The sequence below is a fragment of the Streptomyces durbertensis genome (genome assembly GCF_014156695.1).
GTDB classification, from domain to species: Bacteria; Actinomycetota; Actinomycetes; order Streptomycetales; family Streptomycetaceae; genus Streptomyces; species Streptomyces durbertensis.
Genome location: NZ_WMLF01000049.1, coordinates 1 through 20,170 on the forward strand (window position 1 = coordinate 1; position 20,170 = coordinate 20,170).

General features: G+C 73.6%; 19 protein-coding genes and 1 pseudogene. 10 read left to right on the forward strand and 10 right to left on the reverse strand.

Annotated features, from left to right (window positions below; all coding sequences use genetic code 11):
* A partial coding sequence (locus GL263_RS05575) for a BadF/BadG/BcrA/BcrD ATPase family protein (RefSeq protein ID WP_323379258.1) occupies positions 1–676 on the forward strand: 676 nt, incomplete at its 5' end.
* Positions 677–933: 257 nt separating this feature from the next.
* Positions 934–1,860: a sirohydrochlorin chelatase family protein gene (locus GL263_RS05580; protein WP_438947919.1), complete on the forward strand. Its 927-nt coding sequence runs from the start codon at positions 934–936 to the stop codon at positions 1,858–1,860.
* Positions 1,861–2,023: 163 nt separating this feature from the next.
* On the opposite strand, the gene GL263_RS05585 is transcribed toward GL263_RS05580, so the two are convergent.
* The 4 genes from GL263_RS05585 to GL263_RS05600 form a co-directional block, all read right to left on the reverse strand.
* Positions 2,024–3,076, reverse strand: a complete 1,053-nt coding sequence (locus GL263_RS05585) for a lactonase family protein (protein ID WP_182854445.1) — start codon at positions 3,074–3,076, stop codon at positions 2,024–2,026.
* Positions 3,077–3,300: 224 nt separating this feature from the next.
* Complete coding sequence (locus tag GL263_RS05590; protein WP_182854446.1) at positions 3,301–4,854, reverse strand: FUSC family protein; 1,554 nt, start codon at positions 4,852–4,854, stop codon at positions 3,301–3,303.
* A gap of 376 nt (positions 4,855–5,230) precedes the next feature.
* Positions 5,231–5,851, reverse strand: a complete 621-nt coding sequence (locus GL263_RS05595) for a hypothetical protein (RefSeq protein ID WP_182854447.1) — start codon at positions 5,849–5,851, stop codon at positions 5,231–5,233.
* Between the two features lie 183 nt (positions 5,852–6,034).
* Complete coding sequence (locus tag GL263_RS05600) at positions 6,035–6,457, reverse strand: YjbQ family protein (RefSeq protein ID WP_182854448.1); 423 nt, start codon at positions 6,455–6,457, stop codon at positions 6,035–6,037.
* A 71-nt stretch (positions 6,458–6,528) separates the two neighbouring features.
* Between GL263_RS05600 and GL263_RS05605 the strand changes: the two genes are divergently transcribed.
* The 5 genes from GL263_RS05605 (at position 6,529) to GL263_RS05625 (ending at position 10,430) form a co-directional block, all read left to right on the forward strand.
* A complete protein-coding gene (locus GL263_RS05605) occupies positions 6,529–7,674 on the forward strand; it encodes an NAD(P)-binding domain-containing protein (RefSeq protein ID WP_182854449.1) in 1,146 nt (381 codons plus the stop codon).
* Positions 7,675–7,697: 23 nt separating this feature from the next.
* Positions 7,698–7,856 (forward strand): hypothetical protein, encoded by a 159-nt coding sequence (locus GL263_RS05610; RefSeq protein ID WP_182854462.1) that lies wholly within the window; start codon positions 7,698–7,700, stop codon positions 7,854–7,856.
* A 163-nt stretch (positions 7,857–8,019) separates the two neighbouring features.
* Entirely contained in the window at positions 8,020–8,718 is a 699-nt protein-coding gene (locus GL263_RS05615) for an MBL fold metallo-hydrolase (protein ID WP_182854450.1), read from the forward strand.
* A gap of 91 nt (positions 8,719–8,809) precedes the next feature.
* Entirely contained in the window at positions 8,810–9,904 is a 1,095-nt protein-coding gene (locus GL263_RS05620) for a S1 family peptidase (protein ID WP_182854451.1), read from the forward strand.
* A gap of 229 nt (positions 9,905–10,133) precedes the next feature.
* Positions 10,134–10,430 carry a YiaA/YiaB family inner membrane protein gene (locus GL263_RS05625; protein WP_182854452.1) on the forward strand — a complete coding sequence of 99 codons (297 nt, stop codon included), beginning with the start codon at positions 10,134–10,136 and terminating at the stop codon, positions 10,428–10,430.
* 69 nt (positions 10,431–10,499) lie between these two features.
* Here the strand turns inward: GL263_RS05625 and GL263_RS05630 are convergent, their stop codons facing one another.
* Complete coding sequence (locus GL263_RS05630; RefSeq protein ID WP_182854453.1) at positions 10,500–11,384, reverse strand: prohibitin family protein; 885 nt, start codon at positions 11,382–11,384, stop codon at positions 10,500–10,502.
* A 195-nt stretch (positions 11,385–11,579) separates the two neighbouring features.
* A complete protein-coding gene (locus GL263_RS05635) occupies positions 11,580–12,251 on the reverse strand; it encodes an NERD domain-containing protein (protein ID WP_182854454.1) in 672 nt (223 codons plus the stop codon).
* 127 nt (positions 12,252–12,378) lie between these two features.
* Here GL263_RS05635 and GL263_RS05640 point away from each other — a divergent pair, with 127 nt between their 5' ends.
* Positions 12,379–12,780: an NUDIX hydrolase gene (locus GL263_RS05640; protein WP_182854455.1), complete on the forward strand. Its 402-nt coding sequence runs from the start codon at positions 12,379–12,381 to the stop codon at positions 12,778–12,780.
* 13 nt (positions 12,781–12,793) lie between these two features.
* Here GL263_RS05640 and GL263_RS05645 read toward each other — a convergent pair whose 3' ends face one another.
* Together GL263_RS05645 and GL263_RS05650 are read right to left on the reverse strand one after the other, a co-directional pair.
* Positions 12,794–13,216 (reverse strand): ASCH domain-containing protein, encoded by a 423-nt coding sequence (locus GL263_RS05645; RefSeq protein ID WP_182854456.1) that lies wholly within the window; start codon positions 13,214–13,216, stop codon positions 12,794–12,796.
* The gene (locus GL263_RS05650) at positions 13,213–15,009 is read right to left on the reverse strand and encodes an ABC transporter ATP-binding protein (RefSeq protein ID WP_323379259.1); all 1,797 of its coding nucleotides are present in this window, start codon (positions 15,007–15,009) and stop codon (positions 13,213–13,215) included. The genes GL263_RS05645 and GL263_RS05650 overlap by 4 nt, the downstream gene beginning before the upstream one ends.
* 250 nt (positions 15,010–15,259) lie before the next feature.
* On the opposite strand from GL263_RS05650, the gene GL263_RS05655 reads away from it, so the two are divergent.
* Complete coding sequence (locus GL263_RS05655) at positions 15,260–15,715, forward strand: MarR family winged helix-turn-helix transcriptional regulator (protein ID WP_182854458.1); 456 nt, start codon at positions 15,260–15,262, stop codon at positions 15,713–15,715.
* Here the strand turns inward: GL263_RS05655 and GL263_RS05660 are convergent.
* Positions 15,703–16,497 (reverse strand): metal-dependent hydrolase, encoded by a 795-nt coding sequence (locus tag GL263_RS05660; protein ID WP_182854459.1) that lies wholly within the window; start codon positions 16,495–16,497, stop codon positions 15,703–15,705. The two genes, GL263_RS05655 and GL263_RS05660, sit on opposite strands and share 13 nt — an antisense overlap.
* 127 nt (positions 16,498–16,624) lie before the next feature.
* Between GL263_RS05660 and GL263_RS05665 the strand changes: the two genes are divergently transcribed.
* On the forward strand, positions 16,625–19,138 hold the full coding sequence (locus GL263_RS05665; RefSeq protein WP_182854460.1) for a DEAD/DEAH box helicase: 2,514 nt from the start codon (positions 16,625–16,627) through the stop codon (positions 19,136–19,138).
* 41 nt (positions 19,139–19,179) lie between these two features.
* Here GL263_RS05665 and GL263_RS28215 read toward each other — a convergent pair.
* Positions 19,180–20,103: pseudogene (locus GL263_RS28215) on the reverse strand (DUF6397 family protein); the annotation flags it as partial.
* Between the last annotated feature and the right edge of the window lie 67 nt (positions 20,104–20,170).

Sequence of the window (20,170 nt, forward strand, 5' to 3'; positions counted from 1 at the left end):
CCGGCTCGCGGTGGCGGCGGACGCCGTCACCGCGTACGCCGGCGCGCTCGGGAACCGACCCGGCGCCGTGGTCGCCGCCGGCACCGGTCTGATCGCGCTGGGCACCGACCTCGTGGAGTGGCGGAGGGCCGACGGCTGGGGGCACCTGCTGGGCGACTGCGGCGGCGGGGCATGGATCGGCCGGGCCGGCCTTGAGGCGGCGGTCCGTGCCCACGACGGACGGCCCGGCGGGTCCGCGCGACTGCTGGAGCGCGCGGAGGAGTTGCTCGGCCCCGTGGAGCGGCTTCCGGAGCAGCTCTATCCGCGTGCGGACCGCCCCGCGGTGCTGGCTTCCTTCGCCCCCGCGGTCGGCGCGTGCGCGGCGGAGGGCGACCCGGTGGCCGGCGGGATTCTCGCCGAGGCGGCGCGCGAGATCGCGGCGAGCGCCGCCGCCGCGCTACCGGAGCGCGGGAAGGTCCCGCACTCCCCCGCCCCTCTTGCCTTCGTCGGCGGGCTGCTGGGGCTCGGGGAGCCGCTTCTGCGGCCGCTCCGGCGGGAGTTGTCCGAGCGGCTGCCGGACGTCCCGACGCACTGGCCTCGGGCCACACCGCTGGACGGCGCGCTTCGCCTCGCGTCCGGCCTGCTCAAGGGCCGGCAGGCGCTGCCCGTGGACGGGCGGCTGCTGACCGTGCACTGAGCGGGAGCGGGGCGCTGACCTGCGGCTGAAGCACCCCGTCCCGGCGCCCGAGCGGGTGCCGTGCCGCCGCCGGCGGGAGGGTTTCGGCGGTGGGTACTTCCGGGCGCGTACCGTCCGATGTGCGGACGCCCGTTGCGCGAACCGGCCAAAGGGCGCGCGTTCCGGGGCGCCCGCCACACGGGAGGTAACCGGACAGACCGGAACTGATCACCCCCGGTCTCGGTGTGGAAGCCGTCAAGGCATTAGCATGCGGCCGCATGAGCTCCTCTACCGGCCCCGACAATGGCCTGCCCGTACGTATGCCGCGCCCACGTCAGCCCGGACGCCACCGCCGTCCCGAGCCCGTGGTCGCACCTGAGGGCGCTCCGGCGCTGGTGCTCGCCGTTCCCGGCGTGCCCACCCGCGAGATCCGGAGCCTGGCCGAGGAGATCGTGAGCATAGCCCGGTCGGAACTGCCGGGCATGGACGCCCGCATCGCCTTCGTCGACGGCGCGGCCGGCCTCGACGAGGAGTTCCCCGGTCTGGAGCCGGTACTCGGCCAGGTGGCCGCCGAACGCTCCGCCAGGGAGGCGGCGCACCCGCCGGCCGAGGACTCGGTGCCGCTGCCCGCCGCCGTCGTCGTACCGCTGCTGGCCGGGCCGGACGCGGCACTGATGCGCCGCATCCGGCAGTCCGTGCTGGCCAGCGGCTCCGGCGCCGAGCTGACCGACGTGCTCGGTCCGCACCCGCTGCTCGCCGAGGCGGTGCACGTGCGGCTCTCCGAGGCCGGCCTGGCCCGCGCCGACCGCGCCCGCCTGTTCACGGTGGCGACGGCGGCGGACGGCATCGTGCTGGCCACCTCGGGCGGGGCCGAGGCCGTCCAGGTCGCCGGCATCACCGGCATGCTGCTGGCCGCCCGGCTCGCGGTGCCGGTGCTGGCGGCCCCGCTGGACGAGCCCGGAGCCATCGCCCGCACCGCCGAGCAGCTGACCTCCTCCGGCTCCCAGCAGCTGGCCCTGGCGCCGTGCTTCATCGGCCCCGAGGTACCCGAGGGTCTGCTGGCCGCCGCCGCCGAAGAGGCCGGCTGCGCCGCCGCGGAACCACTGGGCGCCTACCCGGCGATCGGCAAGCTGGTGGCGTCCGCGTACGGCGCCAAGGCGGGCATCGTCCGCCCCGAGGCATCCCAGGGCGCGCCGCTGCGGTGACGTCCCGTCCGGCGGCGACCTGGAACGGTCTGAGGGTGGGCCTCCCCCACAAGGGGCGGCCCACCCTCATGCCTTCCGTCCGCGCGCTCCCACGCGCCGCCGCGGCGCCGGACCGCCGGGCGGACTCCGCACAGCCCGGGCGGACTCCGCACAGCGCACGCCGTCAGGCGAACACCAGGCAGCTCACCGCCGGTACACGCAGCTCGCCCGCCCGGTAGGGGGTGCCGGTCCGGGCGTCGACGTCGAACCAGACCACCTCCCCGGAGCGTTCGTTCGCCGCGTACAGACGGCGCCCCGAGGGATCGAGCACCAGGTCGCGGGGCCAGTGGCCGCCGCAGGAGACGGTGTCGATGAGTTCCACCGACTGTCGGGCCGGGTCGAGGCCGAACACGGCGATCGTGTCGTCCCCGCGGTTGGCGACCCAGGCGCGGAGCCCGTCGGGTGAGATGACCAGCGCGGAGGGGTGGTTCGCGCCGCGTGCGCGGGGCGGGCGGGTGCTCACCGAGGCGGCCGGCTCCAGCTTTCCCGCCTGCGCGTCCCACCGGCACACGGTGAGGGTGGAGTCCAGCTCGTTGACCGTGTAGACGCGGTCGCCGGCCGGGTGGAACCCCAGGTGCCGGGGGCCGCTGCCGGGAGCCATCGGCACCTCGGCGTGCAGGCTCAGCCCCGGCTCGGTGTGCTCCAGCCGGTACACCCACACGGAGTCGGTGCCCAGGTCCGCGCTGAGCAGCCACCGCCAGCGCGGGTCGGCGACGACGCAGTGCGCATGGGGTCCGGCCTGCCGGTCCCGGTCGGGGCCGCTGCCGGTGTGGACGGCGGTGGACGGGGGCCGGCCGCCGAGGGAGCCGTCCTGCCGGACGGTCAGGGCGCTGACACTTCCCGAGCCGTAGTTGGCGGTGAAGAGCTGACCGGCGGCGACGGTGAGGTGGGTGGGGGCCGAGGCGTCCACGGGTACGGCGGCGCCGATCAGGTCCGGGGAGTCCGGCCGGGCGAGCGAGTGCGCGGCGACGGAGCCGTGGTCGGTCTCGCTGACCGCGTAGAGGGTGCCCGAGCCGGGGGCGAGCGCCAGGTAGGAGGGGTTGGCGACGGTGTGGTGGTGGCCGGTCACGGTGAGCGCCCCGGTGTCGGGGTCGACGAGGGCGACGGTGACGCCGCGTCCGCCCGCCTCCGTGAACGACCCGATGTACACCCGCTGACCACCGGCTGTCTCGGCCACGACATCCGCCTCCCCTTCGCACACACGTCGATCTCCGCGCCCGGCCAGGCGGGGCGCGGAGCGTCGGACGGATCCGACGGTGCACGACCGTAGCAGTTGGTCTGGACCAAAGAGCGGGCGCGACCACCTCAGCAGAATGGTTTTTGCCGCACCTTGGCAGCCGTACCCCGGCCACAGCCGGGCGAACCGGTGCCGATCGGATGTCGACCGCGGCCGAGCAGACCTCAGACCCGGCTGAGCGGAGCCGCGCCGCCGTCGCCCAGCGGCGCGTCGGGTGCGCTGCGCAGCGGCGCCCGCAGATCGGCGAGCGCCGACTCGAGGCTGCGCAGATGCGCCAGCGCCCGCTCGGCGCCCGGATGCGCCGCCGGGGCGGACGTCTGCTCGCCTCGCGCCCCACCGCGCACGGCGGAGGTCCCTGCGGCGCCTTCGCGCACCAGTTCCTCGACGGCGGCCTCCACCCGCCAGCAGGCGGCCATCAGCCGGGCGTCGTGGGAGGCGTCGGGGTCCGCGGCGATACTGGCCAGCGCCCGCACCTCGGTGGCGCAGTCGTCGAGCAGGGCGATGATCTGCCGGGCCCGGGCCTTGCGGGCGCGGCGCGGGCTGAGCGGGTGCAGCAGCGGCGCGAGGGAGAGCCTGGCCCGGGCGAGCAGCGCCTCCAGCTCCGCCACACCCGGCGCAGGGTCGGCGGACGCGTCGCCCGCCAGCCGCCGGGCGGCGTCGGCGGTGCAGCGCTTCATGCACAGCAGCGCCCGGTGGATCCAGGCGTTGGTGGTGGCGTGCGTGGTCACCGGGAGCACCAGCGCGACGGCCAGCGCGGCGCCCAGGGCACCGACACCGGTCTCGGCCAGCCGCAGGGCCAGCATGCCCGGCTCCAGGGCTCCGAGCAGCCCATAGAGCAGCGCCACCATCAGCGTGACGGCGAGCATCATCCAGCTGTAGGAGACCGGAGCGCTGTAGAAGATCAGGAACACGCACACCGCGACCAGGGCGGCGGTGGGCGCGACGGCACCACCCAGCGGCACCGCGACGAGCAGGCCGAGTCCGATGCCGACCACGGTGCCCAGTACCCGACGGAAGCCCCGGACCAGGGTCTCCCCGCGCGAGGAGGTGTTCACGAAGATCCACCAGGCGGCGCCGACGGCCCAGTACCAGCGCTCCTGGGAGATCAACTGACCGGCGGCGAGCGCGAAGGCGGCGGCGACGGCGACCTGCAGGGCCTGGCGGGTGGTCGTCCTGCCGAACCCGCGCCCCTCCAGCGGGGCCGGCGGCACGGGCACGGCGATCCGGCGCTCGTAGCACCACAGGCCGAACCGCACGGCGGAGGCCGCGAGCAGCGCCAGGAGGACGGCCGAGTACAGCTCCGGAAGGTCCGCGGGCACGGTGTCCAGGAACTGGGTGACGAAGTAGGTCATGAAGGCGAACACGCCGAGCGCGTGCCCGCGCGCGCCCCACCGCCTGGCGTACACGCCGGCCGCCGCGACGGTCACGAACGCGACGGCGCTCGGCAGCGCGGCGTTGTGCAGCACCGCGGCCAGGGCCAGCACCGGCAGGCCGACGGCCGGCAGCAACGCGGTGGTGACCGCCTGCCCGCGGACGGTGGCGTCGACGACGGTGAAGAGGGCGAGGAGCGCGGCGAGTCCACCGGTGATCACGGCGGGGAGGGTGTGCCCGGTCAACGCGACCAGCGTCACGGCGACCCCGATGCCGAGGACGGCCCGGGTGGCGGCGCGCAGCCGCAGCCGGCCCGGGTCAGGAGCCACGAACACCCTCTTCAGCACTACCTACCGCCCTTCCGGTCTCGGCATGACAAAGCGCCGTGAGGCACGGCGCTGTTCCTCGAATTATAGGAGGACCTAGTACTTCCATTGGCCGAGACGGGCCTTGACAGGCGGCCGCAGGGCGTTTTGTGACGGGCTTCACCCCCTCCCGGCGACCGTGTCGCGGGCCTCGATCGCGCACAGCACGGAGATCACGTCGGCCCGTCCGTGGCGCCTCGCCGGCGGCCGCGACCTCCGCGGCCTTCACGACGGCAATCCGCCATGGCAGCTCCGCGACCGCAAAGAGGTGCCGTGCGCCGACCGCTGTCCACGGCGCACGGCACCTCGTCCGGCGCCGCCGTCCGCGAGACACCCGGCAGAGGCTGTCAGAGACCCGTCAGCGGGTCGGCAGCGCGGAGAGGGTTCCCTGGGCCGTGCCCAGCGCGCCGCCGAGGGCCTGACCGGCGTCCTCCAGGGCCTTCCGCAACGGCACCCTGGAACCGCCGTCCTTGTCGACGAGGTCGACATCGGCGAACCGCGTTCCCTGCGCCGCCGGGGTGGTCACGGACGCGTCCGGCATCGCCAGGCCCGGCAGGCCGGTGCGGGCCGGGTTGGTGAGCGGCGCGATGACCTCGGCGGCGGGGGTGACCGCCGTCAGGTCGCTGGCCGTGCCGACGCGGGCGGTGCTGCCGTCGGGGGTGAGGTCCGTGGTGGGGAGCGGAACCTCCACCAGGGCGGCGGGCGCCTGGAGCATCGCGCCCATCTCCGGCACCAGCGGGACGTTCACCCTGTCCTCGCTCATGGCCGGCTTCACCGCCGGCTGACCCAGCGGGCGGGAGGGCACCGTGGCGCTCACCGTGGGCGCGTCCAGCGGCAGCGCCGCCTCCAGGCTCTGCAGCGGCACGTCCACCGGCACCTGCGAACCGCTCTGGCCGGCCACCGCGGTGCCCGCCGGCGCCAGCGCCGCGGCGGCGCAGGCCGCGAAAACCGCCAGCTTTCCCTGGTTGGAGAACCTCATGCCGCTCTCGGCTCCTCTCATCGTGTGCTGCGCGGGTGACTACCTCGCGTCGCGCTGCTGAACGAGCCAGGAGCCGCGCGGAGGCGGCGTCTCACCCGCGCGGGGCACTTGTCGTACGACCCGCTGATCCACCCGGCCCGCCGGCGGCCCGGTCGGCGGTCCCGGTGGCCGCCCCACGCCGGCTCAGGCCAGGAAGCTGAGCCGGACCCGGCGGCGCGGGTTGTCGCCGTTGGTGTCGACCAGGCAGACGCTCTGCCAGGTGCCCAGTTCCAGCCGGCCCCCGACGACCGGCAGCGTGGCGTGCGGCGCCACGAAGGCGGGCAGGACGTGGTCGCGGCCGTGGCCGGGGCTGCCGTGCCGGTGGATCCAGCGGTCGTCCGGCGGCAGCAGCTCGCGCAGCGCGGCCAGCAGGTCGTCGTCGCTGCCCGCCCCGGTCTCCAGAACGGCCACGCCCGCGGTGGCGTGCGGCACGAAGACGTTGAGCAGGCCGTCCCGGTCGCGGGCCACGTCACGCAGGTAGTTCTCGCAGTCGGCGGTGATGTCGAGCACGGTCTCGGAGCCGCCGGTGGTCAGATTGAGGATGCGGGTGCTGAAACGGTCGCTCATGGCCCCCATTGTGGCCACGCCGCCCGGTCGGGCGCGGGAAGCCTTCGGGCCGCCCCCGTGTTGGTACGCATATGAACGAACTCGCGGTGACGGTTGTCGGAGCGGGCCAGGCCGGCCTCTCGGCGGCCTACCATCTGCGCCGCGCGGGGCTGGCCCCCTGGTCGGAGTACCAGGTGCTCGACCACGCCGCGGCGCCCGGCGGCGCCTGGCAGTTCCGCTGGCCCACGCTGACGTACGGCAGGGTGCACGGGATGTTCCCGCTGCCCGGCAGCGAGTTGCCGGACGCCGACCCGGGTCGGCCGTCCTCCGAGGTCGTGGGCGAGTACTTCGCGCGCTACGAGCGGGAGTACAGGCTGCCGGTGCGGCGCCCGGTCGCCGTGAACGCGGTGCGTGAGGCGGGCGGCGGCCTGCTGCGGGTGGAGAGCGACGCGGGCGTGTGGCTAACCCGGACGCTCATCAGCGCCACCGGCACCTGGCGGCGGCCGTTCTGGCCCCGGGTCGCGGGGCAGGAGTCGTTCGCCGGCCGCCAGCTGCACACCGCCGACTACACCGGCCCCGAGGAGTTCCGGGGGCTGCGGGTCGTCGTGGTGGGCGGCGGCACGTCGGCAGTGCAGCATCTGCTGGAGCTGGACGGGGTCGCCGCCCGCACGGTCTGGGTGACCCGCCGCGTCCCGCGCTTCCGCGAGGAGCCGTTCGACCGGGAACAGGGCCGTGCGGCGGTGGCCATGGTCGCCGAGCGGGTGGAGCGCGGGCTGCCTCCGCAGAGCGTGGTCTCCGTGACCGGGCTTCCGATGTCCGAGGCGATGCGCGACGCGCGGCGGCGCGGCGTGCTGGACCGTCGCCCGATGTTCGACCGGATGACCCCGGACGGGGTGCGCTGGGCGGACGGCGGGCGCGTGGTGGCGGACGTCGTGCTGTGGGCGACCGGCTTCCGGCCGGCCATCGACCATCTCGCGCCGTTGCGACTGCGCGAGGCGGGCGGCGGCATCCGGATGGACGGCACCGCGGCCGTACGGGACCGCCGGATACAGCTGGTCGGCTACGGGCCGTCGGCGAGCACGATCGGCGCCAACCGGGCCGGGAGGGCGGCGGTGCGGGAGGTGCGCCGGCTGCTGGACGATCGGGGCAGGTCTCCCGCCGCGCCGGCATCACCTCCCGAACGGACGGGCGATCACTCACCCGAACAACTGAAGGTCCCCCAAACGGCGGCGAGTTAGCTGCGTGACGCACGATGCTTACGGTGCGCGAGCGACGGAACGCGTTCCGCGACCGCGTCTTTGCCGTGCCTCCCACGACACGGCGGAGTCCGTCCCCTCTGTTCACAAGGAGAAAGCACCGCATGAACGTCATCACCAACCTGCTCGCCGGCGTCTTCCACTTCCTCGGCTGGCTGGTCTGAGCGACCGTCACGACCGCGCCGTCTCGCGGTCGGAGCGCCGCCCCTCCCGGTCCCACGGAGGGGCGGCGCCCCCATGTGCTCCCGGTTGCGCCCTCCGCGGAACGCGTACACCCGCGGCGGAAGGCCGTCGACCTCCCCACCGGCCGAGGCCATGCTTCCCGACATGGACACACTGCGCCTCACGGACCGACTGACGCTGCTGCGCTTCCCCGTCGGGCAGGCCTACCTCTGGTCGGACCCCGACGGCCTCACCCTGATCGACACCGGCACGGCCGGCTCGGGGCCGGACATCGCCGAAGCGGTACGGGCGTCCGGTCGGCGGCCCGAGGAGATCCGGCTTGTCGTACTCACCCACTTCCATCAGGACCACGCCGGCGGCGCCGCGGAGATGGTCTCGCTGGCGCCGCGTTCCCGCGTGGTCGCCCACCGGCTGGAGGCGCCGATCGTCCGGGGCCACGCCGCCGGCCCCGCCCCGGTGTTCACCGATGCGCCGGAGTTCGAGCGCCGGCTGTGGGCGGAGCTTCCCTCGCTGCCGCCGGCACCGCCCGCGCCCGTGCACCGGGAGGTGACCGACGGGGACGTCCTCGCCTTCGGCGGGGGCGCCGTTGTCGTCGGTGCCGCCGGCCACACACCCGGCAGCATCGCCGTCCACCTCCCCTCGCACGACCTGCTGTTCACCGGCGACACGGTCGCCGGCACCGAGTCGGGGCCGATACCCGGGGTGTTCAACGTCGACCGGCCGCGCGCCCTGCGCTCGGTGCGCCGCCTGGCCGCGCTCCGGGCCGGCACCGTCTGCTTCGGGCACGGCGATCCCCTCACCGACGGCACGCCGCTGGACGTCGCGCTTGGCTCACCCACGTGACAACTTCCGCTCGCCCCTGAGACGTCCGCGGCCCGGCCTCCGTAGCCGACGGTGAAGCGCAAGCAGGCCCGTCTCCTGGAGGTCGACGAGTTTGAACCACCGACGAATGAACAAGCGGGCGGCCGTGACCGCGGCAGCGGCCGCCACCGGCCTGGCGGTGGCGGCGGTCCTCCTGCCCACCGCCAACGCGGGCACGGAAGGCACTCCGGAGGTAAGGGAGTTCGGCCTCCAGCAGGCGGCCGGAACCGGTCAGCGGCTCACGACCGAGCTGGGCGAGAACGCCGCCGGATGGTTCTACGAGCCGCGTTCGCGACAGCTGGTCGTCAACGTCGTGGACGACCGTTCGGAGGCCGCGGTACGGGCGGCGGGCGCCGTCCCGCGGAAGGTCGGCCACACCATGGCGGACCTCCGCGCCGCCACCGACACGCTCAACCGGCGGGCCGCCGTGCCCGGCACGGCCTGGTCCATCGACCCGAAGAGCAACACCGTGCGGGTGGTCGCGGACAGCACCGTCGACGGGGCCGGGTGGAACCGGCTCACCGGTGTCGCCGACGGCCTCGCCGGGCGGGCCACCGTCGAACGCCACGCCGGCCGGTTCAGCCCTTTTGTCTCCGACGGAGGCGACCCGATATTCGGCGGCGGCTCCCGCTGCTCGCTGGGGTTCAACGTCAGCGTGGGCGGCGCCAGGGCGTTCCTCACCGCCGGCCACTGCGGCCCGGTCGGCTCCCGCTGGTCCGAGGACGGGCAGGGCACCCGCCCCCTGGGCACGATGACCGTCTCGCAGTTCCCCGGAGCCGACTTCGCGCTTGTCCCCTACGACAACCCGAACGCGTCGGCGCCGAGCACCGTCGACCTCGGCGGCGGTCAGACGCGGCCGATCACCGGCGCCGTCGAGGCCAGCGTCGGCCTCCCGGTGCAGCGGAGCGGCAGCACGACGGGCGTCAGCGCCGGCGTGGTCACCGGCCTGAACGCGACGGTCAACTACGGCAACGGCGAGATCGTCACCGGCCTCATCCAGACCAACGTCTGCGCGGAGCCGGGTGACAGCGGCGGCCCGCTGTTCAGCGGCACCGCCGCGGTGGGCCTCACCTCCGGCGGCAGCGGCGACTGCACGCGCGGCGGGGTGACCTTCTTCCAGCCGGTGACCGACGCGCTGGCCGCGACCGGCGCGCGCGTCGGCGACTGACCGACAGGACTCCGGACGGCCGTCCCGCCCTCCCCGCACGGGCCGGCCGTCCGGCCGCACTCCGGTCCGCACGGCTCGCACGGATCGCGGGTTCGCGTCGGGAGCGGCCCACCGGGTCTGTGCGGGGTGACATCTGTGCAGGTCGACCCACACGTCTGAGTGGCGGCTCCGGGCGGAATGAGTACGCGTACTCATTCCGCCGCCGGCGGGGCCGGGCCAAGGTGGCCTCATGACCAACACACCGCCCGTGCAACGCCCCATGACGGCCGCCTACTTCGCCCAGTCCGTGCTCTCCTTCGCGCTCTCGCTCGGCGCGGTGTGCATCGGTGTGGCCTACATGTCGGTGACCGCCTGGGAGCGCGGCTTCCTCGCGCTCGGCGTGCTCTTCCTCGTGTCCTCCAGCTTCACTCTCGCGAAGTGCATCAGAGACCGGCAGGAGATGATGGAGGTCACCACAAGAGTGGACAAGGCGAGACTGGACAAGCTGCTGTCGGAACACGACCCCTTCGAGGTGAAGAACCTCTGACGGCCGGAGGCGGCGGAAGGCGCCCACCTACGGTGCCCTACCGCCGCCTCCGACGTCAGCCGCCGCGTCTCAGCGCTTGGTCCCGTCCACGATCAGCGGGTTGCCGCTGCCTGAACCGCACGGCACGGTGTACACCGGCTGCTTGCCCGCGACCCGCTCGAACGCCTCGATGCACTGGTTGAGCAGCACCTTGTCGGTGAGCGAGTTGTTGAGGATCTTGTTCGCCCGGGCGATGCCCTCGGCCTCGATACGCCGCCGCTCGGCCTCGGCCTTCGCGGTGCGGGCCGCCTCGGTCGCGCGCTCGGTGGCCTGCTCCTGCTGGATCTTGCGGTCGATCTGCGTCTGGAGCTTCTCGGACGGCTTCACGTTGCGCAGGTTCACCGTGGTGACGTCGATGCCGCGCGGCGCAAGCCGCTTCTTGATCAGGTCGGCGATCTCGGTGTTGATCCTCTCCCGCGCCGAGGTGTAGCCCTGTTCGCTGGTGTAACGAGCGAAGACGTTGCGGACGATCTCCCGGCTGTCGGGGAACACCAGCCGCTGCTGGATGGCCTCCTCGCTGCCGGCGAGGCGGTACAGCTCGACGGCCTTGGCCGGGGTCACCGCCCACTTGACCGTCACCTCGGCGTACATCACCCCGCCCTGGGAGCTGCGCACCTCCACCACGTCGCGGTCGGAGAGGTTGAGGTCCACCGGGCGGGTGGAGAACGAGACCACGTTGGTGAACGGCGACTTGAGGTTCATACCGGGCGTCATCGGCGAGCCGACCTTGCCGAAGGTCACCGGGACGCCGACCTCGTAGGCACTCACGACGTGCACACAGCTGAAGAGACCGGCGAGCAGACCCGCCACCAGCGCCCCCACGGCGCCGAGACGGAATCTGCGGTCGCGCTGACCGCGCGACAGCACGAACAACACCGCCGCGGCTATGGAAAGCAGAACAAACAGCAGGAACACGGTGTTTCCCCCGAGAACAGACTGACGGCGGGCCGTGAGACGTCACGCCCGCCCTTAACAGAGCGTAAGCATAGCCAGCGCCCGGAGGGCTGCCCACTCCCCCGTGCCCGCCTTGTCGAAGGCGGCCGGGTCCGTGCCGGGTCCACGCCGCATCGCCGGCCAACCGGTCGCCGGCCGAGGGCGGTCGACCAGACCCTAGGTCGCCGCCGGGGGCAGCCAGGTGCGGCGGTCGCGCGCCGACTGGTGGAGGGCGTCGACCGCCGCCGGGCTCAGTACGCCGCCCCGCCGGCCGAAACCTGCCAGCTCCCGTTCCCGCAGTACCAGGAGACCTGCCACCTCCGGTTCGACCGACACCGCGCGGGCACCGACCACCACCAGTGCCGCGCGTGCCCGCACCGGGCGGCCGAGCGCCCGGCCCAGCGTGTGGCTCGCGAGCGCCGCCGCCCGCAGGCACTCCCGTGGCAGCGGACGGACCCGGCCCCGCCCGAGGCGTGCCAGGTCCCGATCCACCCGCACCCGCACTCCGTCGCACCAGGCCGCACGCACGGCGAACAGGCCGCCCGGCCCGACCAGCAGATGGTCCAGGTACGCGCCGGCGGGGAGTGGCAGCGCGTGCAGGGCACGCCAGCCGCCGATCTCCAGCGCGTCGAGTTCGGCGGCCACCCGGCGGGCGGCGGCCCTCTCCCGCGCGGCCCGGCCGAGCGGGTCGGGCCGGCCGAGGAGCCGGCGGGCCAGGCGGACGGGCGCGGCCGGGGGCGGCGTCTCCAGTCGCGCGTACAGGTGCTCTCCGGGCCGGTTGGGCGCGAGGTCGTCGTCGGGGTGCAGCCAGAGCGACCCCCCGGAGTGCGGTCGGGCCGGTACGTCCATGGCCTTCTCCTCCCCCGCCGCCGGGCCGGACACGCGCCGCGGCCGCCGACGTGGCAGCATGGTCGGCCGCCGGACGCGCCGACCGCGCCGGCCACGGACGTGGAGGGCCGCGGGTGTGGGAGGACGCATGACGGAGCCGATCGACACGGTCGCCTGGATCCACCTCAGGCAGGGGCGGGTGCTGGGCACCAGGTCGCGCGGCAGGTCGCTGTTCTACATACCGGGCGGCAAGCGGCACCCCGGGGAGAGCGACCTCCAGACACTCCTGCGGGAGGTCGAGGAGGAACTGACCGTCACCCTGGACCCGGAGAGCGCCCGGCACTTCGGCACCTACGAGGCGGCGGCCGACGACGCCGATCCCACCCGCAGGGTCCGCATGGCCTGCTACACGGGCGAGTTCACCGGCACTCTGCGCGCGAGCGCGGAGATCGAGGAGCTGGCCTGGCTGGACTTCTCCGACCGGGACCGGACCGCGCCGGTGGACCGGCTGGTGTTCGACGACCTCAGGGCGCTCGGCCGACTGCGTTGAGCCGGGAGGCGCTTCACAGGCGTCGCAGTACCCGGAGGCGCTCGGTGACCACCTCGGTGCGGTCGTCGACGGTGAATTCCGGGTCTCCCAGCGAGGCCCGGAACTCCGCGCTGTGCCAGAACTCCTCGTGGTCGGCACGCCAGGCGGCGAGCGTGGTGTGGCCCTCGCCCTCGTCCACCGCGTGGCGCAGCTCGACCTCGCCGAGCGGCAGGACGCGCACCTCGACGGTCTCCAGCACCGCCAGTGGCCGGTCCGCCGAGTCCACGAGTACGGAGCGGTCGCCGGGCCGCGGGAGTGCCTCGCCGGCGACCCGGTAGCCCGCCGCCAGGCTTGTGGTGGTGGTCTTGGCACCGCTGAGCACCGCGGCGACGAGCCGGTCGCGCAGCGGTCCGGGGAAGCCGAACTCGGCGCGGGGCAGGCTCTGGTAATCGGTCATGGTGTCAACTCCGCGGCGGGGTGCTGGTCCGGTCCGCCGGCGGCGGACCGCGGCGCCGCAGCGCCGGTGTCCGGCGTTCCGGCGGCGTCGCGGCGCACCAGGCCGGCGTACCGGCCGTCGAGCCGGAGCAGTTCCTCGTGGGTGCCGCGTTCGACGACGGTACCGCCTTCCAGGACGACGATCTGGTCGGCGTCGCGGACGGTCGAGAGGCGGTGCGCGATGGTGAGGGTGGTGCGGCCGGCGGAGAGGTTGTCCACGGCCCGCTGCACGGCGTGCTCGGTGCGGGTGTCCAGCGCGCTGGTGGCCTCGTCGAGGATCAGGACGGGCGGGTCGCGCAGGATCGTGCGGGCGAGCGCCAGGCGCTGCTTCTCCCCGCCGGAGAAGCGGTAGCCGCGCTCGCCGACGACCGTGTCGTAGCCCTCCGGCAGCGCGCTGATGTGGTCGTGGATCTGGGCGGCACGGGCGGCGGCGACCAGCTCCTCGTCGGTCGCGGTCGGCTTGGCGAAGCGCAGGTTGTCGGCCACCGAGGCGTGCAGCAGGTACGTCTCCTGGGAGACCACGCCGACGGCCGCGGACAGCGAGGCGAAGTCGAGGTCCCGCACGTCGACGCCGTCGATGGTGACCCGGCCGGAGGTGACGTCGTACAGCCGGGGCACCAGGTAGCTGAGGGTGCTCTTGCCGGAGCCGGTGGCTCCCACCACGGCCAGGCTGCTGCCGGCCGGGACGGTCAGGTTGATGTCGGTGAGGGTGGGCCGGCCGGACGGCTCGTAGGAGAAGGAGACGTTCTCGAAGCGGACCTCGCCGGACGGCTTGTCGAGCCGCGTCGGGTCGGGCTTCTCCGTGATGGTGACGGGCAGGTCCAGGTACTCGAAGATGCGTTGGAAGAGCGCGAGGGACGCCTGGATGTCCACGCCGGTGCTGAGCAGGGAGACGGCGGGGCGCAGCAGGCCCTGCTGCAGGGTCACAAAGGCGACGAGGGTGCCGATGGACAGCGTCGGTCCGCCCACCAGGAGCAGCGTTCCGCCCGCCCAGTACAACAGGGCGGGGATGGCGGCCATGATGATGCCGATGGTCGCCATGCGCCAGCGGCCGGCCATGCTGGTGCGGATCTCCAGGCCGGCGAGCTGCTCGGACTCCTTCTCGAACTCCCGGCTGAGGGAGTCGCTGCGGCCCATGGTGCGGCCCAGCAGGATGCCGCTGACCGACAGCGACTCGGTGACCATGGCCGCCATGGCGGCCATCTGGTGCTGGCGTTCACCGGTGAGCCGCTTCCGCTCCCGGCCCACGCGTCGGCTGATCCACACGAAGAGCGGGAGCAGGGCCAGGGAGACGAGCGTCAGTCGCCAGTCGAGTGCGAGCATCGCGACCACGGTGGCGACCACGCTCGTGGCGTTGGAGACCAGCGAGGTGGCGGTCGACGTGACGGTGGCCTGCATGCTGCCGATGTCGTTCGCGATGCGGGACTGGACCTCGCCGGTCCGGGTGCGGGTGAAGAAGGCGAGCGGCATCCGCTGGAGCTTGGCGTAGACACCGGTCCGCAGGTCGTGCATGACCCGCTGGCCGACCGTGGTGGAGATCAGCGTCTGGAGCACGCCGAGCACGCTGGTCAGCACGGCCGCGGCGATCATGCCGAGGGCCAGCAGGCTGAGCAGTCCGGTGCGCTGCTCGGGCAGCGCGACGTCGAGGATCTCGCGCAGGAGGAAGGGTGTCGCGACCGAGACGAGGGAGGCGGCGGCGACGAGCAGGAGGACCAGGGCGAGCCGCCCCCGGTAGGGGCGGAAGAGGGCCAGCACACGTCGTACGTCGACTCGCTGGTCGACGTCCGGCGCGTCCTTCGCCGCGGCGGTGAGGGGCGGGCCGAACGGGGTGGCTCGTGCCACGCGGCGGTGTGGGGGTGCATAAGCTCCTACGGGTCGGACCCGGGCCGCCGGCTCGGGAGGACGTCTGCGGCGGGCGGGCCGGTCGGCGGCACCGACCGCTTTGGCGAGTGTAGGTGATTGTTACCGTTGCTCATAATGAGTCTTGTCCTGGTACTGTCCGGGCATGGTCCCCGCCGATCCCACCGGACAGCTCGCCGATCAGCTCATCGGTCTCACCCGCCGGCTGCACCGCGCCCAGCGCCGCCACCTCGAACCGCTCGGCCTCACCCCCGCGCAGGCCCGCCTGCTGCGCACGGTGGCGCACTGCCCCGAGGCGCCCCGCATGGCGGACCTGGCGACCAGGCTCGACGTCGTCCCCCGCGCGGTGACCACTCTCGTGGACGGCCTGGAGGAGCGGGGCGCGGTCCGCAGGGCGCCGGACCCCGCCTCCCGCAGGGCGGTGCGGGTCGAGCTGACCGACCGGGGCAGAGAACTGCTGGGCCGGCTGCGCGCCGCCCGGCGGGAGTCCGCCGAGGAGCTGCTGGCGCCGCTGGACGAGCCGGGGCGCGCCGAACTCTCCGCCCTCCTGGACCTGCTGGAGCCGGGCGGCCGCCACCGAGGCCCCGGTCAGCCGACGTAGCCGAGCGCCACCAGGCCGCTGCCCGCGCCCAGCACCCCGAAGACCGGCATCAGCACCTTCATCTCCACCCACGTCCCCGCGCGGAACCGCATGAACTGCGGCGGCCCGATCGGGTACCAGCGCTTGCGGGCGATCGGCACCGGCCACAGCATCGGACAGCCGGACACCGTGATGGCGTCCCCCAGGGTGTGCACCACCGCGCCGAGCACGATCGGCAGCCCCAGCCACATGTACTCCTGGCCGGGGGCGGTGAACAGCCAGTCGGCGCCGTTGCCCGGCTGGTCGAGCACGCCGGCGAGGATCCAGGCGGTCGTCGCGCCCAGCAGCCACACCAGGACGTCGCTGGAGACCCGCGCCATCCGCCACAGCAGCCCCTCCACCGCGAGCACCATGTGGATGAAGAGGATCACCAGCACCGCCCAGCGCCCGCCGGTGACCGCGGCCGCCGAGAAGCCGACGCCGATCAGCACCGCCCATATCCAGGTGTGGGTGAGCGTCCGGTGGCCCCCGGACCTCCGGCGTTCGGCCTTGCCCCTGGTGGCGTTGAAGACCGCCGCCGAGAGCTTGTCGATCACTCCGCACAGCGCCCGGGAGAGCGGACCGAACGCCCGTGAGATGGTCGCGGACTTGTGGTCCAGGTCCGGCGCGAGCGCGGCGCCGGCGCAGATCAACGCGCCCACCACCAGCACCGGCCAGGGCATCGCGCGGTCCAGGGCGGCGGCCGCCGCCCCCACCCCCAGCCACGCCGCCGCACCGGACAGTGAGTGCGCTGGTCCCATCATGTTCGTCCCACCCCATTGCTGTGCGCCTGATCTCCGCCCGACACCGGGCCGCCACAGCGTACTGGTGGTTGATCTTGCCGACCCGGCCGGTTCCCTGAATCCACCCGGGGGAAGGCAGTATGGGGGCGTGACGCTCATCGATCAGTTGCCGCAGACCGCCGACCCCGACATGCTCTTCGACGCCTTCTCGTCGTGGGCGACGGAGCGGGGCATCAGCCTCTATCCGGCGCAGGAGGAGGCGCTGATCGAGGTGGTGTCCGGGGCGAACGTGATCCTGTCCACCCCCACCGGGTCGGGCAAGTCGCTGGTCGCGGCGGGTGCGCACTTCGCCGCGCTCGCGCAGGACAAGGTCACCTTCTACACGGCGCCGATCAAGGCGCTGGTGTCGGAGAAGTTCTTCGACCTGTGCAAGCTGTTCGGCACGGAGAACGTCGGCATGCTCACCGGGGACGCCTCGGTGAACGCCGACGCGCCCGTGATCTGCTGCACGGCCGAGGTGCTGGCGTCGATCGCGCTGCGGGACGGCGCGGACGCCGACATCGGCCAGGTGGTGATGGACGAGTTCCACTTCTACGCCGAGCCGGACCGCGGCTGGGCCTGGCAGATCCCGCTGCTGGAGCTGCCCCAGGCGCAGTTCGTCCTGATGTCGGCCACGCTCGGCGACGTCAGCCGCTTCGAGACGGACCTGACCCGGCGCACCGGCCGCCCGACCGCCGTGGTCCGCTCGGCGACCCGGCCCGTGCCGCTCGGTTACGAGTACCGCACGACGCCGCTCACCGAGACGCTGACGGAACTGCTCCAGACGAACCAGGCGCCGGTGTACATCGTGCACTTCACCCAGGCGCAGGCGGTGGAGCGGGCCCAGGCGCTGATGAGCATCAACATGTGTACCCGCGCCGAGAAGGACGAGATCGCCAAGCTGATCGGCAATTTCCGCTTCACCACCAAGTTCGGGCGGAACCTCTCGCGGTACGTGCGGCACGGTATCGGTGTGCACCACGCGGGCATGCTGCCGAAGTACCGCCGCCTGGTGGAGCGGCTGGCGCAGGCCGGTCTGCTGAAGGTCATCTGCGGCACCGACACGCTCGGGGTGGGCGTCAACGTGCCGATCCGCACGGTGCTGTTCACGGCGCTCACCAAGTACGACGGCAATCGGGTGCGGGTGCTGCGCGCCCGGGAGTTCCACCAGATCGCCGGCCGCGCGGGGCGCGCCGGCTTCGACACCTCGGGCTTTGTCGTCGCGCAGGCGCCGGAGCACGTGGTGGAGAACGAGAAGGCGTTGGCCAAGGCGGGCGACGATCCGAAGAAGCGCCGCAAGGTGGTGCGGAAGAAAGCGCCCGAGGGCTTTGTCAACTGGGGGCAGAACACGTTCGAGAAGCTCATCGCCTCCGATCCGGAGCCGCTGACCTCCCGTTTCCGTGTGACACACACGATGATCCTTTCCGTCATCGCCCGGCCGGGCGACGCCTTCACCGCGATGCGGCGGCTGCTCGAGGACAATCACGAGGACCGCAGGTCGCAGCTCCGGCACATCCGCCGGGCGATCGCCATCTACCGCTCGCTGCTCGACGGCGGTGTGGTCGAGCAGCTTCCCGAGCCCGACGCCCAGGGCCGCCGCATCCGGCTGACCGTCGACCTCCAGGAGAACTTCGCGCTCAACCAGCCGCTGTCGACGTTCGCGCTCGCCGCCTTCGACCTGCTGGACCCCGAGTCGCCGTCCTACGCGCTCGACATGGTCTCCGTCGTGGAGTCCACGCTCGACGACCCCCGGCAGATCCTCGCCGCCCAGCAGAACAAGGCCAGGGGGGAGGCGGTCGCCGAGATGAAGGCCGACGGCGTCGAGTACGAGCAGCGGATGGAACGGCTGATGGACATCAGCCACCCGAAGCCGCTCGACGAACTGCTCTCCCACGCCTACGGGCTGTACCGCACGTCGCACCCCTGGGTCGGCGACCACCCCCTCTCCCCGAAGTCCGTGGTGCGGGACATGTACGAACGGGCGATGTCCTTCGGCGAGTTCGTCTCCTTCTACGAGCTGGCGCGGACGGAGGGCATCGTCCTGCGCTATCTGGCCAGCGCGTACAAGGCGCTGGAGAACACCGTGCCCGACGACCTGAAGTCCGAGGACTACCAGGACATCGTGGCCTGGCTCGGCGAGATGGTCCGCCAGGTCGACTCCAGCCTGCTCGACGAGTGGGAGCAGTTGGCGAACCCGGAGGAGGAGACCGCCGAGGAGGCGCAGGAGCGCGCCGACCACGTCAAGCCCGTCACCGCCAACTCCCGGGCCTTCCGGGTGCTGGTGCGCAACGCGATGTTCCGCCGTGTCGAACTCGCCGCCCGCGACGACGTGTCGGAGCTGGGCGCGCTCGACGCCGACGCCGGCTGGGACTCCGACGCCTGGGGCGAGGCTCTGGACGCCTACTGGGACGAGTACGACGAGCTCGGGAGCGGCCCGGACGCGCGCGGCCCGAAGCTCCTGCGGATCGAGGAGGTCCCCGAGGACGGGCTGTGGCGGGTGCGTCAGACGTTCGCCGATCCGCGTGGCGACCACGACTGGGGCATTTCGGCGGAGGTCGACCTGACCGCCTCGGACGAGGAGGGTCGTGCGGTGGTCAAGGTGACCGCCGTCGGCCCGCTGTGAGACCTGACGGCGCCTGACCTCCCGCCGGGAGGCCGCCGGCAGCGGGCCGTGTCGAGCGCCATCGTCAGCCCGAGCCGGTACCAGCGGGTCTCCTCGCCGGGGTCGGCCTTCAGCGGGTCCGGACAGCAGCCCGCCAGCACGGCCGAGAGGGGGCGCGGCGCGAGCACCGGCCGCAGCGAGGCGAGCAGCCGCCGCTCGCTCTCGTCCGGCACGGTCTCGCGCAGCGTCCACTCGTCCAGCACGGCGGCGTGGACCGCCGCCGACTCCCACGCGTCGGCGCTGTCCCGCAGCAGCTGGCCCACCCGGCGGCCGCGCCAGAGCCGCGGCCGCCAGTCCTCGCCTTCCCGCAGCGCGTCACGCATCGCGCCGGGCAACGCGCCGTGCAGCAGGGCGGCCTGCCGCTCGGCGAAGTGGGTGAGATCGCGGGCGAGGTAGTGCCACACCAGCCGCCGGTACCGGTTGACGCCGAAGCGGACGGGGCTCAAACACCCGGACCTGGCGAGTCGCAGGAACCGGCTGGGGCCGACGCCCAGCAGCTCGGCCCCCTCCGCCGCGCTCACCGTGCGGAGCCGGCGGCGGAGGCCGTCGGGATGGTCCTCCTCCCGGAGGAGCCGCCGCACCTGCGCCACCGGCACCCGGCGCCGGCCGCCCGGCTCGCAGGGCAGAGCCGTCAGCTCGCCCAGATCCAGGCAGAGCCGGAACTCAAGCGGTGTCACGCCGAGTTCGCGCCGAGCGCGGGTGAGGGACAGCGTCTCCGGCGGCCCCGCCCGCCGCCCGCTGGACCCGGCTCGCAGCGGCAACCGCGCGGACGGTCCGCCCGGCGGTCGGAGCACGCCCCGCGGTCGGCTGCCGCCGCGTGCGCCGGAGCAGCCGACGGGCGGTCGCGCGGTGCCCGCGGAATCCTCGCCGGGCGCGGCCGCGGGCCCGGCGGGAAGGGAGGTCGGACGGTCGACCGGTACTGACATGACGCCACCTCGTGTTGCCGTTCCTTCACGATCGGTGACGACGTTACGGAAGCCCCTCCCCCACCGC

Bases quoted from the DNA above. Each gene is read 5' to 3' on its own strand.
- GL263_RS05640 (WP_182854455.1), top strand. From the start codon at position 12,379: ATGACGGAGCCGATCGACACGGTCGCCTGGATCCACCTCAGGCAGGGG.
- GL263_RS05625 (WP_182854452.1), top strand. From the start codon at position 10,134: ATGACCAACACACCGCCCGTGCAACGCCCCATGACGGCCGCCTACTTC.
- GL263_RS05605 (WP_182854449.1), top strand. From the start codon at position 6,529: ATGAACGAACTCGCGGTGACGGTTGTCGGAGCGGGCCAGGCCGGCCTC.
- GL263_RS05655 (WP_182854458.1), top strand. From the start codon at position 15,260: ATGGTCCCCGCCGATCCCACCGGACAGCTCGCCGATCAGCTCATCGGT.
- GL263_RS05615 (WP_182854450.1), top strand. From the start codon at position 8,020: ATGGACACACTGCGCCTCACGGACCGACTGACGCTGCTGCGCTTCCCC.
- GL263_RS05660 (WP_182854459.1), bottom strand. From the start codon at position 16,497: ATGATGGGACCAGCGCACTCACTGTCCGGTGCGGCGGCGTGGCTGGGG.
- GL263_RS05580 (WP_438947919.1), top strand. From the start codon at position 934: ATGAGCTCCTCTACCGGCCCCGACAATGGCCTGCCCGTACGTATGCCG.
- GL263_RS05635 (WP_182854454.1), bottom strand. From the start codon at position 12,251: ATGGACGTACCGGCCCGACCGCACTCCGGGGGGTCGCTCTGGCTGCAC.
- GL263_RS05645 (WP_182854456.1), bottom strand. From the start codon at position 13,216: ATGACCGATTACCAGAGCCTGCCCCGCGCCGAGTTCGGCTTCCCCGGA.
- GL263_RS05595 (WP_182854447.1), bottom strand. From the start codon at position 5,851: ATGAGGTTCTCCAACCAGGGAAAGCTGGCGGTTTTCGCGGCCTGCGCC.
- GL263_RS05600 (WP_182854448.1), bottom strand. From the start codon at position 6,457: ATGAGCGACCGTTTCAGCACCCGCATCCTCAATCTGACCACCGGCGGC.